A 14,182-nucleotide genomic window follows, 5' to 3' on the forward strand; every position below is an offset into this window, starting at 1 on the left:
ACCATGTACGCCTGGTACCCTCTGATCAAAAATGTTCACCTGTTAACGGTGGCGATCACCATTTTTATGTTTGTGCTGCGTTTTTACTGGCTGCGCAGCGGGTCAGCGATGCTGTCGCGGCGCTGGGTGCGCATTCTGCCTCACGCTAACGACACCCTGTTACTGTTGACCGGTGTCTCACTGGTGATGATTACGCACTTCTATCCCTTCACTCCGCAAGGAAGCTGGCTGACTGAGAAGCTATTAGGGGTTATTATCTACATCGCCTTAGGATTTGTGGCATTGAGCCGCCGACCACGCACTGACCGTACCCGCTGGATTGCGTTTCTGGTGGCGTTAATCGCACTGGTGCTGGTCATTAAGCTGGCGCTGAGCAAAATGCCGTTGTGGGGATAGCATGACCTCTACCGAACAATTAGATTTTAGCCAGACACCGTTATGTGAAGCGGTGATTGGCGCTACGCTTGCCATCCGCGCCGATTTCCCGGCCGTGTCGGTGGAAGCACAACTTGCGGCCCTGGTGGCCGAAGCGCGTGACTATGTCAGCCACGCCGAAGATGCGGATCTGCAACTCGAAAAATTGCTGGAGCTGTTCTATCGCCAGTGGGGTTTTGGCGGCGCCAGCGGGGTATATAACCTTTCTGATGCGCTCTGGATCGACAACGTACTGAAAACCCGGCAGGGCACCGCCGTCTCGCTGGGCGTTATTCTGCTGCATATTGCGGCTGAGCTGGAGTTGCCGCTGATGCCGGTCATCTTCCCAACCCAGCTGATTCTGCGTGCCGACTGGATTGATGGCGAAAAATGGCTGATCAATCCGTTCAATGGCGAAACCCTGGATACCCATACGCTGGAAGTGTGGCTCAAGGGCAACATCAGTCCGACCGCGCGGCTGTATGATGACGATCTCGATGAAGCCAAAACCGTCACCGTGATGCGTAAAATGCTCGATACGCTGAAAGCTGCCCTGATGGAAGAGAAGCAGATGGAGCTGGCGCTGAACGTCAGCCAGGTGCTGTTGCGTATCGATCCGGACGATCCCTATGAAATCCGCGATCGCGGTTTGATCTATGCGCAGTTGGAATGCGAACATATCGCGCTGAATGATTTAACGTACTTCGTTGAGCAGTGTCCTGAGGACCCGGTCAGCGAAATGATCAAAGTTCAGATTCACGCAATCGAACAAAAACAGGTCACGCTGCACTAAGCGTACCCACTGAAAAGGAAAGGGCATGACACAGAAAGTCGTGAGTATTGGTGACATCAGAGTAGCAAACGATCTGCCGTTTGTGCTGTTCGGCGGGATGAACGTGCTGGAGTCGCGCGACCTGGCAATGCGCATCTGCGAACACTATGTAAAAGTGACTGACAAACTCGGCATTCCTTACGTGTTCAAAGCGTCGTTTGATAAAGCTAACCGTTCATCTATTCACTCCTATCGCGGTCCGGGCCTGGAAGAAGGCATGAAGATTTTCCAGGAGCTGAAGCAGGCTTTCGGCGTGAAAATCATCACTGACGTCCATGAAGCATCGCAGGCGCAGCCGGTGGCCGATGTGGTTGACGTTATCCAGTTGCCCGCTTTCCTGGCGCGTCAGACGGACCTGGTGGAAGCGATGGCGAAAACCGGTGCGGTAATTAACGTTAAGAAGCCGCAGTTCGTCAGCCCTGGCCAGATGGGCAACATCGTGGATAAGTTTGCTGAAGGTGGTAACGAGCAGGTGATCCTGTGTGACCGCGGCAGCAACTTCGGTTATGACAACCTGGTGGTCGACATGCTTGGCTTCAACGTGATGAAGAAAGTGACCAAAAACAGCCCGGTGATTTTCGACGTGACTCATGCGCTGCAGACCCGCGACCCGTTTGGCGCCGCGTCTGGCGGACGTCGTGCGCAGGTGGCTGAACTGGCACGTGCCGGTATGGCGGTGGGCATTGCCGGCCTGTTTATTGAAGCACATCCGGACCCGGATCACGCCTTGTGTGATGGTCCTTCTGCGCTGCCGCTGGACAAACTGGAGCCGTTCCTGATGCAGATGAAGGCGATTGACGATCTGGTCAAGAGCTTCCCGGATCTCGATACCAGCAAGTAAGTAACGGCCGCAACGAAAAAAAGAGCGAGAAATCGCTCTTTTTTTTCGTCTGCGAAAAGGGTTGTTACAGCATGATGGTGACCAGGTAACCGGCAAACAACGCCAGGTGCGCTGCACCGTTCAGCACGTTGGTGCGGCCGGTAGAGAAGGAGAGCTGACACAGGATCAGCGACGCCATCATAATGACCATCTGTGGCGGCTCCAGGCCAAAGATCAACTCCTGGCCGGTCAGAGTGGCAATGATAGTCACCGCCGGGACGGTTAACGAGATGGTGGCCAGCACGGAACCAAAGAACAGGTTCATGGCGCGCTGCACCTGGTTCATCAGCACCGCTTTGATCGCGCCCAGGCCTTCAGGCGAGAGGATCAGCAGCGCCACCAGGAAACCGGTGAACTGTGCCGGCGCATTCATTTCGGTCAGCAAACTTTCCAGCGTATTGGCATTCATTTTGGTCACGGCGATCACCGCAATCAGATGCACAATCAGCCAGACGGTATGCCAGATGCTGCTGTGGGCCGAGGGTTTGCCGTGATGCGGATCGCCATCGTCACTCTCATCTTCATGTTCATAGATAAACAGGCTTTGGTGAGTCCGGGTCTGGATCAGCAGGAAAACGCCATACATCGCCGCTGAAATTGCCGCGATCAGCAGCGCCTGCGCGGTGGAAAAGTTGCCGCCGGGCAGGGCGTTGGGAAAGACCAGCACCAGAATCGCCAGCGGGAAGATAGCGATCAGATATTGCTTCACGCCCGCCAGATTAACGTATTGCGTTGCAAACTTATTACCGCCAAGCAGCAGGGCAAAGCCTACCAGCCCACCGGTCACGATCATGACAATCGAGTAGAGCGTGTCACGCATCAGGCCAGGCGCGGCATCGCCGGTCGCCATCAGCGCCGAGATCAGACTCACCTCAAGGATTACCACCGATAAACTCAGAATCAGCGATCCGTAAGGCTCACCCAGCCGGTGTGCCAGCACGTCTGCGTGCCGCACTACGCTGAACGCGCTGCTAAGAATGGCAATCAGGGCCAGAATGTTGATACCGACGACGATCGGGAACGAGGTTTGTGCGCCAAAAAAGTAGAGTACACCCAGCGTAACGATGGGAAATATCAGCGAGAATTCCTTGTGACGTGTTTTTTCATGTGAAGGCATTCACCATCCTCTCTGGTTAATGATCATAAGGGCAGCGGCTGCTGCTGTTAAAATATAATCAGTTTTAGGGCAGGGCGCAGTTTATCTTTTCAGCTGACTCAACGGGGAAAATTTACTGCTTTTTACTTATTCCCAATAAATGAACGTAAGCCTCTTAACCAGATATTATCATCAATATTTCATTATTAATCAGTTAACAATAAAAAGCCGAAACCCATCCTTTCATCGTGATAGTCGGATAAAAAGTCTCAGATAACTGCATTTACAGTGCCGATAATCGATTTTTAATCTGAGCCTGGCATAAATCGGCATTTGTAATTTTCCGCTGCTGGGCCAGACTTAATATTACCCTGTAAAGCGAGGAGCAAACATGCCTTACGATAACCGAAACGATCTACCCGACAACGTCAGACACGTACTGCCGGCCCATGCGCAGGATATCTATCAGCAGGCATTCAACAGCGCCTGGTCACAGTATAAAGACGCCGACGATCGTCGTGGTGATGAGTCCCGCGAAGAGGTGGCGCATAAAGTTGCCTGGTCGGCGGTAAAGAAAGAGTATGAAAAAGGGGATGATGATAAATGGCATCCTAAACGTTAACGCCGGCAGGTAGACGGATTTCAGCAAAGGGCCAGAAACATCTGGTCCTTTTTTGCCTCTGCGCTATCAGGTTTATCTGGTTTTTTTTATCCTGCGACCCACCTCACGCTTGAAACCCGTCCGGTAAATGGATTAATGTCAATTTTATGAACGAAACGCGAAGCCGTTTTGGTGATCATTACAGAGGAGCCATCTGGACAGGACGCCGTGATAGTCGAGGAGGTCGCATTGCTTACCCGGGAATTTCTTTTAAAAGCGGATTGTAAAACGTCGTTCGGTGATATCGAAGAGACGCTGCTCTGGAGTTGCGAGCAGCGCGCGGCGTCGCTGGCGGCTACGCTGGCCTGCCGTCCCGATCACAGCCCGGTTTGGATCTTTGGTTACGGCTCTCTGATGTGGAACCCGATCTTTGAAGCGGATGAGGTGGCTTCCGGCTGGCTGGAAGGCTGGCATCGCGCTTTCTGTTTGCGGCTGATTGCCGGACGCGGCACCGCCACGCACCCCGGCCGGATGCTGGCGCTGAAACAGGGCGGTCGCACCAGCGGTCTGGCGTTTCGCCTGCCGGAGGCGCGGCTGCATGAGGAGCTGGCGCTGCTGTGGAAACGCGAGATGATTACCGGCTGCTATCTGCCGACCTGGTGCGAACTGCAGCTGGATGATGGCCGCAGCGTGACGGCACTGACCTTTATTATGGACCCGCGTCACCCGCTGTATGAATCGGACTCCTGCCCGGAGGCGATCGCCCCACTGATTGCCGCTGCCAGTGGCCCGCTGGGTTCCAATGCCCAGTATCTGTTTTCGCTGGAAGAAGAGCTGACCCGACGCGGCATGGAAGAGGAGAGTCTGAGCCGGCTGGCCCATCAGGTACGGACGTTACAACAAAGCCATTGCCTGAAGCAGGCCTGACGCCGTAACCGTAACCCGTTTCCCCTGCCGCCCTCTGGCAGCAGGGGAAACGGTGAGCTGGCGGTTACGTTCCCGCCTTACCTCACCTCAGTTGGCCGGATTAATCAGCCAGGTGCCTGGCTTATCAATGGTCAGCGATTGTGTGTGGGTCACGCTGCCGTTATGCACTTCAATGCGATACTGTCCGGCCGCCAGATTCAGCGCGGCAAAGCCGCTGCTGCCCGGTTTAACTTCCACCTGCTGTCCGTTGAGCACCACGTTTTCACCGCTTTCCAGCTTGAGATAAACCGTCGCCAGTACTGCTGGCGCGTCCGTGGCCGGCGCTGCCGCTGCGGGCGCACCGGTGGCGGCAACCGGTGCATGGCTGACCGGTTCCGGTGTTGCAGCGTGACGATTCGCCAGCCAGACGGCAGCCACCACCGCCAGCAGCGCAACGGCCGCAGCGCCCAGCAATCCTGGCGACAGTCGGCGTACGGTACGCGGCGTAACCGGCTCGGCGGCGGCGGCACCGTGATTCACCGCCATTACTACCGGGGCTGGCGTCTCGACCGGCTCCTCTTCCACGACGGCAGGACTTTCGCCCGGCACCGGGAAACTGTTAACCACGGCTTCAACATCACTGACCGGCAGATCAATCAGCGCCGCAAACGCATCGATAGTTTGCGGACGATCGCCCGGCTTCATCGCCAGCGCGCAGTCAATCGCATGCAGCAGCGGCAGCGAATACCCTTCTGGCTGACGTTCAACCAGTGGCTGATAGTTATCTTCAATGCAGCGCACCACGCTCACCGGCGGGGGATTACCGGTGATCAGGCTGTGCAGCACGGCACCGAGCGCGTAGATATCCGTCCACGGGCCCTGTTCAACCTCTCCCTCTTCGCTGTACTGCTCAATCGGGGCGAAACCGGGCTTCAGCATGATTTCGGTTTCATCGGAGAGATTGCCGATCTCTTTGCGCGCCGAGCCGAAATCCAGCAGCACCGGCAGCTGGTTTTCCTGAATCTGGATATTATCCAGCGAGATATCGCGATGCAGATAGCCCGCCTGATGAATGGTGCTGATGGCGCCCAGCAGCGGCGGCAGCAGACGACGAATCCAGGCTTCGGAAATCGACTCCGGGCTGGTGAGCTGCCACTCTTTCAGCGTCATGCCGCTGTAGTAAAGCGTGCCCATATAGGCGGTGCCGTTCTGCTCCCAGAAGCGCAATACGTGCAGCAGGCCGGGATGGTTAAAGCGGGCCAGCAGACGTGCTTCCTGGATAAAGCTGTTCAGCCCGGCGTTAAACAGTTTCTGGAAGCGCTCGCCGCGCAGTTCCAGGGTTAAATCCGCCGCACGCACCGCCAGCGAAACCGGCATGTACTCTTTGATGGCGATGGTGCGTTCCAGCTGGTGATCCCACGCGCGATAGACGATGCCGAAACCGCCGCCACCAATCACTTCCTTGATCTCAAACTCGTTAAAGCGGTATCCGTCCGGCAGGGCATTCGGAACCGTTTTCTGATTATCATTTGCCGACATAGTGAACTCTCTGAACACGGCCTGCTCGCCAGGCTGCGCGGTAATTAATTGATGTTACGCCAGGCACCAATGGCAGGATCAACCAGATCCGCGTGCAGGGTGTCGATGAGTAACACATTCACTTTTTGCTGTGGCATGAAATGCGGCGCCCATTGGCCGCGCAAAGTCTCAACCCGCGATTTCACAGCGTCAGCGTCCTGCTGCGCAGCATTCTTATCCATCTTAATCAACAAGGTTCCATTAAAGCGCCAGACATGTTGCTGGCTGTCAAACGGCAGCACCAGCCAGCTATCGGGCGCTTCGGCGCGGGTGACGATCATGCGCTGATTATTCGCCGCAATGACCTCCAGTTTGCTATCCGGGATGGCCAGATTGGCGATCGGATAGCCCTGATAAAAGGTCACTGCCACCGGCGTCGAATGATCCGGCGTGGCCAGCGTCAGCTCACTTTTGCCCTCGACCCAGCCGTCGGGCGAGCACTGCTGCTTGCTGACATCCGGGATAAACATCGTCTGGGCATTCTCATCCCAGGCGGTGCGGAAATGGCAGCCGCTGGGCAGATCAAAATGTTGCAGCGGCGTGCTGTTGGCCGGACGTGACAGATCGAGCGGGGCGGCATTACTGGCGCTGGCGCTGGCCGTGGCGTCCGCCATCACAATCGGCCGCCAGTTCTGTAACTTGCTGGCGCTGCCGCTGGCGAGTACGCCGCCCTCTTTGTCGGTCATCTGCCACGGCATAACATCCAGCAAGCCGCACTGGTTAGCCAGCAGGGTGCCGACGCGCGGTAAAAAGGTGGTCAGCACCGCCGAATCCTTACTTTTGCCAGAGACAATGCGCAGCGGCAAGGTCTCCTTGCACCAGTCGTCAGGCGCTTTGCTCACCACATTATCGATGTAGACCTCCAGCGCCAGGCTGGGCGAATAGACCACACGATAATTTTCGGCCTGGGCGTGAAAGGCGATCAGTAAGGTGGCGATGCCGGGCAACCACAGTTTCATAAGAATCCTTGGAATCAAAAACGAGGCGGCAGAAAGCGCGCCGAATCAGCCAGTGAATAGAGCAATGTCGCTTCTTCCGGCTCACCAATCCAGACCGCCAGTGCGCTGAGATTATCTTTTTTCACGTTACGGCTCACCGCCTGTTCCATCAGCGCCAGCCACTCTTCGCAGGCGTTAACCATACGCAGTGCCTGTTCCATTTCACCGGTGGTCAGGTTAAGCCAGAATCCATCGGTGCAGACCAGAAACGCGTCGCCATCTTCCAGCGCAATCTCCTGAGAAAAACTGACGGCACGCGGCGGTTCAGCGCCGAGCGCATTATAGAGTAAATTACTGTTAATGCCGGTATTTTCATAGCCCGCTTCTTTCAGTTGCTGGGCCAGACTGTGGTCCCGGGTCACCTCATGCAGCACCCCACGCCGGAAGTGGTAAACCCGGCTATCACCTGCGTGCGCCCACCATGCGCGCTGTTTCTGGCGGTCAATAAACAGCGCCGCAAGGGTGGTGCTCATGCGTGCAAATTTAGGATTCTTTCCCTGTGCCTCGTGCAGCGCAATCCGGCACTGTTCGATCGCCTGATGGGTAAACTCCGGGGTAAAGTGCTCGCAATGCTGTAGCTGGCTAATCAGGCAGTCACGCACCAGCTGCGCGGCCATCTCGCCGCCGGGGAGGCCGGCGACGCCGTCACAGACCACAAAACAGGCCCGGCGATCGTCCAGCTCGGCACCGGTGCGATCCTGATTATCATCGCGCAGACCTTGCTGGCAGCGGCTGGCAAAAACGATCTTCATGCTTCATCTACCCGCGTCTGGGAATCTTTGTACTGATTGACCTCCATGTCATAGGCATGCAGAAACGCTTCGCCAAACAGGGTATGGAAATCATCGTCAATTTCGCCGGCGGTACGCTGATAGTTGCGGGTAAAGTAATCCCACAGCGCCGCCTTTTTGAGGCTGGTGAAGGGTAGCTTAGGCAGCATGCCGTCGGCGCGGGCCTGCTCTTCCAGCCGGGCCGGATTAAACGACTGCAGCATGGCCGCAATGATGGCGCGGATACCGGCGATCATCCCCAGCTGATGCGCCTGCAGATCAACCAGCGCATCGCGTACCGCCTGCTCGGGCGGCATAAAGCCCGGCATCTGGCTCTGATACATCTGCATCAGCACGGTCTTACCGGAAGGCAGGATCTTAAAGGGGTTGTTGGCCTCGTTAAGGATCATCGTCATGTCCGCTTTCACCCCGCGCTTGAGGATGGAGCGCGACGACAGCAACGCCACCGTACCCTGCGAAAACAGGCTCAGCATCCGGCCGGTGATGCGCATCTGCTCTTCGTCGATGGGTGTCGCGTGGCCGTTGCTCAGCCCCATGCCGTCCAGCAGCGCGGCAATCAGCTTATCCTGATCCTGCGGCTGAGAGGCGAGCGCACGGCGCGGCTCGTTGGCCTGCGGTTCTATCGCCAGCCGCGCATCATTGTGACGCTCGTGCCGCACCGGCGCGCTTTCATTCACCATCAGGCGATCCTCCACCTCATGATGTTCGTGAATGCCTAACGGATTCGCCGGGTGGTCGCTGTTACCGGCAAACAGCGCGAGAGGATCGCTCTGCTCGCGATGGCAGGCGGGATCGCGCACGTCCAGCGCATAGTCGCCGATGCGTAATGCATCGCCATGCTTCAGCAGCACCTGCATCCCGCGACCGAGCGTGATGCCGTTGTGCTCCACCGGCGTGACGCTGCCCTGATTCGTCAGCCGGCATTCGCCGTCGTGCGACACATGAACCAGCGCCTGCAGACGCGAAATGGCGCGTGACTCATCTGGCAGTACCAGATCGTTGTCCTGACTGCGGCCAATGGTGCCTCCAGGCGGTTGAAACACGACGGTTTTAACCGGAACATCCGTAGTGCATTGCACAATGGTAAATTGCATGAGTTATCCCAGATTGAACGGCAAACGCAACCGGCCTTACTCAAACATCGGTGGGTAGAGGCCATTACGTCCCGGCTGTGCACCTGCCGCCGGGTTAAACAGTAACGAAAACAGTTGTGCGGTGAGGTTGCCGCTGTGCTTATGGGTCGCGTGGGCAAAACCATCACTGCGGTTACTCCACCAGTAGCTCATATGCTGCTGGGGATCGAAACGTTCAGCCACTTCACGCCAGCTCAGCGTGCAGGGCAAATCCTGAAACCCGATCACATCCATAATGTCCGAAGGCTGCCTGGCGGGCACCAGCAGCGGCGTCAGCGCCTGGATTTGCTGCTCAAGCTGCTCACCATTAAGCGGCGTCTGTACCGCACGCAGCAGCGTGGCACCCAGCTCCTGAAACCACTCTCCCGAGATAGTCAGCTGCGCCGGATGCCACTGGCTGAGCGGAAAGCTGTGCAGCGCCAGCAGCGGCCAGGCCCGTCCGACGCGGTCACAGGAGGGGAGTAAACAGCCCATCTGCACCTGTTGCCGGGTCGGGGTGATCGGCAAGACAAAATTCCATACCGGCGCGCGCAAAAAGTTCGCGGTCACCGCGTCGTCCTGCTGATGCCAGTGCAGTAATCCCTGCTGGAACCAGTGGTTCCACGGGGTGATCTGTTGCTCGCTCAGCCGATGGTGCAGAAAGTCGCCGGTAGACGGCAGCTTGCCATACCAGCCGGGGGCAGTATAAGCAGCCATATTCACCTCACCATTACTCGCTATGCAGGGTCAACCGCTGTGCAGAGCGCGAGGGCGTTACCGCCAGCACAGGGCCGGATTGCCCCGCAATTTTCAGATTTTCCGCAAGTTTCCGCATCATCAGCGCATTATCACGTGCATAGGGCGATGACTGAATCTGCTGATCCAGTAGCTGACTCAGGTGCCAGTCGAGCTGCTGAAGGTCGCGGGTGCTGACCGTATCGGGCAGCGAACGCTGTAAGTTTTGCAGCAGCCAGGCACGCAGAAATTCACCATCGTAATTACGCGGTTGATAGAGCATCTGATAGGCGCGCAGGGCATTGCGGCTATACGCATTATCATCGCCTGGGTCATTACGCAAAATATTGGTGATCTGCTGGGCCACGCGCGGCAGCAGTAAAGACTTAAGCGCATTTTGATAAAGTGCCCAGGCCGCATCGCTGACCTGGGTTCCGCGATATAAGCCAATCCGCATAGTAAGCGGCGGATTATCGAGAGAAAAACGGTCTGAGAGCGGCAGTTTCACCAGGCTATTAAGAAAGGGTAGCAGATCAAAAATATTATCAGCAGGCTGATGAATCACCTGCTGGCTCTGCTCACGAATAGCCGGTACCCGCGCCTCAACCTGATCCAGATAGTGCTGGTTCTGGTAGTAACTGATGCCCCACAGGCTCGACATAATCAGCAGAGCGCCGGCCAGAACGCCATAGCCGATCCAGTGAAACAGCTGATTACGGTATTCCCAGCGTCGGTTGCTGCCAGCCAGTCCGCTCTCTTTAAAGATCAGATCGCTGAGCAAATCGCGGATAAAGAAGCTCTGTCCTTTGTTACCCGGAATCGGGCTATTGCGGTTAACGCTGTCCCACGCGGCGATCGAATGGTCACCCGCCGGGCGCAGCTGCAATTTTCGGCTCAGCTCGCCCATCACCCGGTCAAAAGGCAGGCCTTCCTGCGTACCGCTGGTGAAAAACAGGCCGCGCGGACTCCAGGCAACCGCATCCTGATGATCGGAAAAGACGATGTCGAGGTACTCATTCAGCAGCGGACGCAGCGAGGCAAACTCCTGAGGAAACAGGAAGCATTCAGCACGCTCATTGAGATCGCGCTCCTGCGTCATCTGGTCAGCCAGCTGCTGCTGTAGCTGCTGCTCCAGCCGCTGAAACTGCTGGCCGAAATGGCGATGCCAGTCACCTTTATGCGGCTTGCCGAGGTCCCAGTTAAAGGTGAAACCCCAGATAGCATCACGCTTCGCTTTGTCCACCGAGCCGAAATAACTCATAAAGCCTTTCAGCAGGTCGGTTTTGGTCACCATCACATAGACCGGGAAATGGATGCCGCTCTGCTGATGCAGTTCTGCCATGCGTTCACGCAGTGCACTGGCCTGCGCAAAGCGCGCCTCAGCGGAGTCACTCAGCAGATCGGCGACGCTGATGGTCATGATCACACCGTTAATCGGCTGACGGGTGCGGTAACGTTTAAGCAGGTTGATAAAGCTGTGCCACTCGGCGGCGTCGCGCGCACGCTGGCTCTCCTGCAGGGCGTAGCGGCCCGCGGTATCAATCAGCACCGCACTGTCGGTAAACCACCAGTCGCAGTTCCGGGTGCCGCCCACGCCGCGAATCGCATTTTTACCCAGCGTGTCTGTCAGCGGGAAATTCAGACCGGCATTCAGCAGGGCGGTGGTTTTTCCGGCGCCCGGTGCGCCCATCACCAGATACCACGGCAGCTGATAAAGGTAGTTTGAATTGAACCGCGTCAGCAGACCGCCAGCGTGACGACGGCCAAACTGGGTCCGTTTGAGCTGCATTGCTGCATCGCTGAAGCGCTGGTTGAGCAGCTCCTCGGTGACCTGACGTTCAGCCGGATCGTCGCTGCCGGCGGCCTGCAGCTGGGTCAGTAACCGGCTGTTAAACCAGGCACGATAAAGCGAGGGGATCAGCTGGAACAGAACCCAAAGAAAATAGAGCGCAGCGACGGTGAGCTGACGCGGCAGGATCGGCTCCAGCGGGCGCGATTCGCCCCACGACCAGAGCGGCCCGAGCATCCAGACCAGACAGCTCAGCGCCGTGACGCCGATAAAACTCCATAACAATCGATGCGTCAGAAGCAGTCGAACGGAAGCGCGCATTATTGTGCTCCTTGATGATTACTGAGCGTTTCGGGCGCGGCAAACAGTGTGATTTCAACGCGGCGGTTGCGGGTTCGGTTTTCGCTGCTGTCATTCGGCAGCAGCGGGTCGCTGTCGCCGCGGCCTTCAGAGCGCACCGTATGGCCATCCGCCAGTTGGGACTGCAGCAACTGCGTGACCGCGCGGGCGCGGGCGAAAGAAAATTCGTAACTGGAGGCAAAACGGCTGTTGTCGACCGGATGATCGTCGGTAAACACCGACACCAGGATAGCGCCTTTCACATTTTTCATCGCCGTCGAGACACGAGCCAGCAGGGCGCGGCCCACCGGATTGATCACCGTGCCCTGTTCGGCGAACAGCTTATCCGCCGGGATAATCACTTTGCTGCCGAAGGCGCCGTCGCTGACTTCCAGCTGACCGGCGGCAATCACATCATTCAGACGCTGGCGCAGATCGAGCAGCGCCTGCGGAGAGGAGGGACGACGGCCAGCCGTAATCTGCGGCAATGGGGTCTGGTAGATGGCGCGCAGCAGCGGCTCGGCGGCATTACCCAGTCGCCAGTTGAGGCCGCTGTAGATCAGGCAGCCAATCAGCGCCACCAGCATCGCGCAGGCCCACAGCGGCACCATCGGCCGCGCCAGCGTGCTGACCAGCGGATGCACCTCCACCAGCGGTGGCTGCGGCGTCTGACGCTGCGCGCGCGTTTCGTCAATCAGGCTTTTCAATCGCTTGCGGATGCCGTCGCACTGGGCGCGACCGTTTTCACTGCCGCGATAGCGGCCTTCATAGCCCAGCAGCAGACAGTAGTGCACCACCTCCAGCAGCCAGAGGTGCTGTTGCGGGCTTTGTGAAATGCGTGACAGCAGCTGAAAAAATTTCTCGCCGCCCCAGCTCTCATTGTGAAACGTCACCAGCATACCGTTGCCAGACCAGACGCCGCGCGTCCCCCACGGGGTTTGTGCCGCCGCTTCATCCAGCGCACTGCAGACGCAGTAACGTGCGCCGATAATCATCTCAAACGGCAAACCCGCCTGTTTACAACGCTGTTCGAACAGGCGGATCTCATCAATAAGCGACTGGCGTAAGCCCGCGGGGTCGTCATGGGTGGCTGACTGACGAATTTGCACCACCGCGTTCAGCAGTGGTGCTGCAGCCTGAAGTAATAGATTCTCATTGCCTGAGGGGATGACCTCACGCGCAGGGGATTCCACAGTCATTAATTCGTGATCTTCCAGCCAATGGCAAATCCCTGTACCCGCAGCCCAGGACGGTGCTGCGGGCAATATGCGCCGGATTTCATGTTTAGTCTAAGATCCAGGTCGCGGTATCGTTAGTGCGGCACGCTTTACTGGCACCGCCAACGGCGACACAGACCTGTTTCGTTTTGCGGGGACGGGGACGATCGCTAAGCACCGTTGCATCATAACGACTGCTTTCCACACCCGCTTTTAACGGGACGTAACCGATCATCGGGCCGTCAGCCTGGTCAGCAATCGCCAGCCAGTGATTTTCCACATTGCCTAATACTTCAAACGGTTTACCCGTTTCGAGATAGCGAACCACTTTGCCGCCATAATCGGGCGTGGTCATTACTGACGCACCGTATAGCGCCCGCCAGGTCTGGTTGACCGGCTCAAATTCAGTCGGCGGCGCCACGGCGTGCCGATGAACCAGTTTGACGCCATTAATTTCGCTGGTCACCAGCGTGTCATCAGTGACGGGCGGCGGCGGGGCCTTACAGCCTGCCAGGGTAAGGACCGCCAGCAGTGTTAACGCAAGACTCTTTTTCACCATGTTCCTCGTGATCTCATCAAAGTATCTGCATATTGCCTGGCCCGACGCAGGGGAAGGCCGACATTGGCACCGCAGTGGGCCAACGTTCTGACATTCAAAAAAAGGTCAGATTACATCGGGATAGTACTGCGTTCAGTCTACCTAAGACTTTTGAGAATTCAAACCATTGCACCGGCTGCCGATGCGTGATAGCGGGCGCGTTACCGCTAAGCCAGGGCGCAGGAAAAGCGCCATGCTTTACAATAGTTAAAGCGAACTGAATTATCGCGACCGCAAACCGGTTGTGAATGTTGCCGCGCATCTTGCCATGCATTGAATTCAATTGGAAACTATTA

General features: G+C 57.1%; 14 protein-coding genes. 5 read left to right on the forward strand and 9 right to left on the reverse strand.

From position 1 onward, the window contains the following. Positions 1 to 3: 3 nt before the first annotated feature. The 3 genes from ACX3P5_RS07395 to kdsA are packed head-to-tail and all read left to right on the forward strand — an operon-like array spanning position 4 to position 2,087. Positions 4 to 396 carry a SirB2 family protein gene (locus ACX3P5_RS07395; protein ID WP_233984532.1) on the forward strand — a complete coding sequence of 131 codons (393 nt, stop codon included), beginning with the start codon at positions 4 to 6 and terminating at the stop codon, positions 394 to 396. 1 nt (position 397) lies between these two features. After that, positions 398 to 1,207: an invasion regulator SirB1 gene (gene sirB1, locus ACX3P5_RS07400; protein WP_094121771.1), complete on the forward strand. Its 810-nt coding sequence runs from the start codon at positions 398 to 400 to the stop codon at positions 1,205 to 1,207. A 25-nt stretch (positions 1,208 to 1,232) separates the two neighbouring features. After that, entirely contained in the window at positions 1,233 to 2,087 is an 855-nt protein-coding gene (kdsA, locus tag ACX3P5_RS07405) for a 3-deoxy-8-phosphooctulonate synthase (protein ID WP_233984531.1), read from the forward strand. A 64-nt stretch (positions 2,088 to 2,151) separates the two neighbouring features. On the opposite strand, the gene chaA is transcribed toward kdsA, so the two are convergent. Next, on the reverse strand, positions 2,152 to 3,243 hold the full coding sequence (gene chaA, locus ACX3P5_RS07410) for a sodium-potassium/proton antiporter ChaA (protein WP_233984530.1): 1,092 nt from the start codon (positions 3,241 to 3,243) through the stop codon (positions 2,152 to 2,154). Positions 3,244 to 3,613: 370 nt separating this feature from the next. On the opposite strand from chaA, the gene chaB reads away from it, so the two are divergent. Further along, positions 3,614 to 3,844 (forward strand): putative cation transport regulator ChaB, encoded by a 231-nt coding sequence (chaB, locus tag ACX3P5_RS07415; RefSeq protein WP_094121767.1) that lies wholly within the window; start codon positions 3,614 to 3,616, stop codon positions 3,842 to 3,844. Positions 3,845 to 4,072: 228 nt separating this feature from the next. After that, positions 4,073 to 4,750 carry a gamma-glutamylcyclotransferase gene (locus ACX3P5_RS07420; RefSeq protein ID WP_233984528.1) on the forward strand — a complete coding sequence of 226 codons (678 nt, stop codon included), beginning with the start codon at positions 4,073 to 4,075 and terminating at the stop codon, positions 4,748 to 4,750. Positions 4,751 to 4,837: 87 nt separating this feature from the next. Here the strand turns inward: ACX3P5_RS07420 and ACX3P5_RS07425 are convergent, their stop codons facing one another. The 8 genes from ACX3P5_RS07425 to ACX3P5_RS07460 form a co-directional block, all read right to left on the reverse strand. After that, entirely contained in the window at positions 4,838 to 6,268 is a 1,431-nt protein-coding gene (locus ACX3P5_RS07425; protein WP_336755068.1) for a serine/threonine protein kinase, read from the reverse strand. A 44-nt stretch (positions 6,269 to 6,312) separates the two neighbouring features. Further along, positions 6,313 to 7,266: a hypothetical protein gene (locus tag ACX3P5_RS07430; protein ID WP_458968495.1), complete on the reverse strand. Its 954-nt coding sequence runs from the start codon at positions 7,264 to 7,266 to the stop codon at positions 6,313 to 6,315. Between the two features lie 14 nt (positions 7,267 to 7,280). Then, the gene (locus ACX3P5_RS07435) at positions 7,281 to 8,057 is read right to left on the reverse strand and encodes a PP2C family protein-serine/threonine phosphatase (protein WP_233984525.1); all 777 of its coding nucleotides are present in this window, start codon (positions 8,055 to 8,057) and stop codon (positions 7,281 to 7,283) included. Continuing rightward, positions 8,054 to 9,190 (reverse strand): type VI secretion system-associated FHA domain protein TagH, encoded by a 1,137-nt coding sequence (gene tagH / locus ACX3P5_RS07440; protein WP_233984524.1) that lies wholly within the window; start codon positions 9,188 to 9,190, stop codon positions 8,054 to 8,056. Before tagH ends, ACX3P5_RS07435 begins: the two co-directional genes overlap by 4 nt. A gap of 36 nt (positions 9,191 to 9,226) precedes the next feature. Beyond that, complete coding sequence (gene tagF, locus ACX3P5_RS07445; RefSeq protein WP_233984523.1) at positions 9,227 to 9,925, reverse strand: type VI secretion system-associated protein TagF; 699 nt, start codon at positions 9,923 to 9,925, stop codon at positions 9,227 to 9,229. Positions 9,926 to 9,938: 13 nt separating this feature from the next. Continuing rightward, positions 9,939 to 12,053 carry a type VI secretion system membrane subunit TssM gene (tssM, locus tag ACX3P5_RS07450; RefSeq protein WP_233984522.1) on the reverse strand — a complete coding sequence of 705 codons (2,115 nt, stop codon included), beginning with the start codon at positions 12,051 to 12,053 and terminating at the stop codon, positions 9,939 to 9,941. Beyond that, complete coding sequence (icmH, locus tag ACX3P5_RS07455) at positions 12,053 to 13,270, reverse strand: type IVB secretion system protein IcmH/DotU (RefSeq protein ID WP_233984521.1); 1,218 nt, start codon at positions 13,268 to 13,270, stop codon at positions 12,053 to 12,055. Before icmH ends, tssM begins: the two co-directional genes overlap by 1 nt. Positions 13,271 to 13,355: 85 nt before the next feature. Next, positions 13,356 to 13,847: an SH3 domain-containing protein gene (locus ACX3P5_RS07460; RefSeq protein WP_336755070.1), complete on the reverse strand. Its 492-nt coding sequence runs from the start codon at positions 13,845 to 13,847 to the stop codon at positions 13,356 to 13,358. Positions 13,848 to 14,182 lie beyond the last annotated feature (335 nt).

The organism is Pantoea sp. S-LA4 (genome assembly GCF_054482835.1).

Bases quoted from the DNA above. Each gene is read 5' to 3' on its own strand.
- chaA (WP_233984530.1), bottom strand. From the start codon at position 3,243: ATGCCTTCACATGAAAAAACACGTCACAAGGAATTCTCGCTGATATTT.
- icmH (WP_233984521.1), bottom strand. From the start codon at position 13,270: ATGACTGTGGAATCCCCTGCGCGTGAGGTCATCCCCTCAGGCAATGAG.
- ACX3P5_RS07430 (WP_458968495.1), bottom strand. From the start codon at position 7,266: ATGAAACTGTGGTTGCCCGGCATCGCCACCTTACTGATCGCCTTTCAC.
- sirB1 (WP_094121771.1), top strand. From the start codon at position 398: ATGACCTCTACCGAACAATTAGATTTTAGCCAGACACCGTTATGTGAA.
- chaB (WP_094121767.1), top strand. From the start codon at position 3,614: ATGCCTTACGATAACCGAAACGATCTACCCGACAACGTCAGACACGTA.
- ACX3P5_RS07395 (WP_233984532.1), top strand. From the start codon at position 4: ATGTACGCCTGGTACCCTCTGATCAAAAATGTTCACCTGTTAACGGTG.
- ACX3P5_RS07425 (WP_336755068.1), bottom strand. From the start codon at position 6,268: ATGTCGGCAAATGATAATCAGAAAACGGTTCCGAATGCCCTGCCGGAC.
- ACX3P5_RS07460 (WP_336755070.1), bottom strand. From the start codon at position 13,847: ATGGTGAAAAAGAGTCTTGCGTTAACACTGCTGGCGGTCCTTACCCTG.
- tagH (WP_233984524.1), bottom strand. From the start codon at position 9,190: ATGCAATTTACCATTGTGCAATGCACTACGGATGTTCCGGTTAAAACC.
- tagF (WP_233984523.1), bottom strand. From the start codon at position 9,925: ATGGCTGCTTATACTGCCCCCGGCTGGTATGGCAAGCTGCCGTCTACC.
- tssM (WP_233984522.1), bottom strand. From the start codon at position 12,053: ATGCGCGCTTCCGTTCGACTGCTTCTGACGCATCGATTGTTATGGAGT.
- kdsA (WP_233984531.1), top strand. From the start codon at position 1,233: ATGACACAGAAAGTCGTGAGTATTGGTGACATCAGAGTAGCAAACGAT.
- ACX3P5_RS07435 (WP_233984525.1), bottom strand. From the start codon at position 8,057: ATGAAGATCGTTTTTGCCAGCCGCTGCCAGCAAGGTCTGCGCGATGAT.